Source organism: Deinococcus sp. (genome assembly GCF_030523985.1).
Lineage (GTDB): Bacteria > Deinococcota > Deinococci > Deinococcales > Deinococcaceae > Deinococcus.
Genome location: NZ_JAUNHK010000190.1, coordinates 1 through 2,368 on the forward strand (window position 1 = coordinate 1; position 2,368 = coordinate 2,368).

Genomic DNA, 2,368 nt, shown 5'->3' on the forward strand with positions numbered 1-2,368 from the left:
ATGACTGTCAAGCGCATCCATCTCGCCAAACCACGCGGCTTTTGCGCGGGCGTGGTCATGGCGATTCAGGCGGTAGAAAAAGCCGCCCTCCGCGAAGAAAAACCCGTTACCGTCTATCACTCCATCGTGCATAACCATACGGTGGTAGAGCGACTCTCCAGCGGTGGGCGGGTGCATTTTGTAGAAGATTTGGACGGCGTGGACGCCCTGCCCGAAGGCGGCGACACCGTGATTTTCAGCGCCCACGGCATCAGCCCGGCGGTGCGCGAACGGGCACGCTCACTCGGGCTGGCGACCATTGACGCGACCTGCCCGCTCGTGACCAAAGTGCATACCGAGGCCAAAAAATATGCGCGGGAGGGTTACACCATCCTCCTCATCGGTGACAGTGCGGGGCATCAGGAAGTCATCGGCACGCGGGGCGAAGCGCCCGACAACACCATTCTGGTCGGCGTGCTGGGCAAAACAGGCGCGGGGCTGCACGACCCCCACACCGTCGAAGTGCCCGACCCCGAGCGGCTGGTGGTGCTGACCCAGACGACCCTCAGCGTGGACGACACCCGCAAGACCATCGAGATTCTGAAGGGGCGCTTTCCCGCGCTGGTGGTGCCGCCGAGCGAAGACCTCTGCTACGCGACCAAAAACCGCCAGGACGCCGTGAAAAACATCGCGCCACAGGTGGACGCCTTTCTGGTGTTGACTTCCACCCACTCCAGCAACGGCATGCGCCTGCTGGAACTCGCCGAAGCCGAATGCGGACGCGCCTACCGCCTGGAAACCGCCGCCGATTTGCAAGGCCTCGACCTGAGCGGCGTGCAAAACCTCGGCATCACCTCCGCCGCCAGCACCCCCGACGACCTCGTGCAGGACGTGGTGGCCCATTTCCGCGCCCTCAATCCCGAGTTGCAGGTGGTCGAGGAAGGCGAGTGGGAAAACATCGAATTTAGAGAGCCGAAAAAGATTTTGCCGACCCAGGAATTGCCGCGCACGATGCAGTGAAGACGTGAAGAGGAGAGGGGAAAGGGAGGAGGGCAGAACGCCCCCAAACCCTTTCCCCTCTTCCCTTTCCTCTCTACACTTACACGTTGAATCCAAACATCCGCATCTGGCGCTTGCCGTCTTCGGTCATCTTGTCCGGCCCCCAGGGTGGCGTCCAGACGAATTCCACGTTGACGTCGTTGACGCCTTCCAAGCGGCTCACGGCCATTTCGGCGTCGGCGCGAATCAGGTCTTGCACGGGGCAGCCCACGCTGGTCAGCGTCATGGTGATGTCCACCTTGCCGTCTTCCAGAATCTCCACGCCGTAGACCAGACCCAGGTCAACGACATTCACGGGGATTTCGGGGTCTTTGACGACCTTGAGCGCCTCGCGCACTTGATCTTCGGTAGGCAGCGTCATTGACCGCGTACCGAGGGCAGGCCGTCTTCGACCCAGGCGTTGGTGCCGCCCCTGAGGTTGACCACGTCGCTGTAGCCGTTTTCCAGCAGCAACTCGCCTGCGCGGGCGCTGCGTGCCCCACTGCGGCAAATCATGACCAGGGTCTTGTCCTTGGGCAGTTCGCTGTAGCGGCTCTCGAACTCGCTGAGCGGAATGAGTTGTGCGCCCTCGGCGTGGACGTTGTTGAACTCTTCTTGCTCACGCACGTCCACCAGCAGTGCGCCGCCCTGCACCAGCCTTTGCCCTTCGGCGGGGGTGACTTCTTTCAGATTCGTCATAGAGCCAAGCATACCGAATGGGCTACCCTGGCAATATGAGCATTCACCTCAGCGCCGAACAAGGCCAGATTGCCGAAACCGTCCTGTTGCCGGGCGACCCCCTGCGGGCCAAGCACATCGCGGAAACCTTCCTCGAAAACCCCGTGCAGCACAACACGGTGCGCGGAATGCTGGGCTTTACCGGCACCTACAAGGGCGAGCGCGTCAGCGTGCAGGGCACCGGCATGGGCATTCCCAGTTGCATGATCTACACCGAGGAACTGATTACCCAGTACGGCTGCAAGAACCTGATTCGCGTCGGCACCTGCGGCAGCTATCAGGAAGACGTGCGGGTGCGCGACATCATCATCGGGCAGGCTGCCAGCACCGACAGCAACATCAACAAGATTCGCTTCGGGGAAAAGACCTTCGCGCCCATCGCCGATTTCGAGCTGCTGCTGCGGGCCTACCAGACCGCCCAGGAACGGGGCTTTCGCACCCATGTCGGCAACATCATGAGCAGCGACACCTTCTACCACGACGACTTCGACCAGTACAAAATCTGGCAGCAGTTCGGCGTGCTGGCGGTAGAAATGGAAGCGGCGGGCCTGTACACCGTCGCCGCCAAGCACGGCGTCCGGGCGCTGACCATCCTGACCGTCAGCGACCACCT

At 62.0% G+C, this 2,368-nt stretch carries 4 protein-coding genes; 2 read left to right on the plus strand and 2 right to left on the minus strand.

Annotated features, from left to right (window positions below; genetic code table 11):
- Positions 1-999, plus strand: coding sequence for a 4-hydroxy-3-methylbut-2-enyl diphosphate reductase (ispH, locus tag Q4C89_RS14790; protein WP_303103386.1), 999 nt, complete (start codon positions 1-3; stop codon positions 997-999).
- Between the two features lie 79 nt (positions 1,000-1,078).
- Here the strand turns inward: ispH and Q4C89_RS14795 are convergent, their stop codons facing one another.
- On the minus strand, positions 1,079-1,399 hold the full coding sequence (locus Q4C89_RS14795; RefSeq protein WP_303103387.1) for a metal-sulfur cluster assembly factor: 321 nt from the start codon (positions 1,397-1,399) through the stop codon (positions 1,079-1,081).
- On the minus strand, positions 1,396-1,716 hold the full coding sequence (locus Q4C89_RS14800; RefSeq protein WP_303103388.1) for a rhodanese-like domain-containing protein: 321 nt from the start codon (positions 1,714-1,716) through the stop codon (positions 1,396-1,398). The genes Q4C89_RS14795 and Q4C89_RS14800 overlap by 4 nt, the downstream gene beginning before the upstream one ends.
- A 35-nt stretch (positions 1,717-1,751) precedes the next feature.
- Here Q4C89_RS14800 and deoD point away from each other — a divergent pair.
- Positions 1,752-2,368 (plus strand): purine-nucleoside phosphorylase (gene deoD, locus Q4C89_RS14805; protein WP_303103389.1); only part of this gene is annotated, 617 nt, incomplete at its 3' end.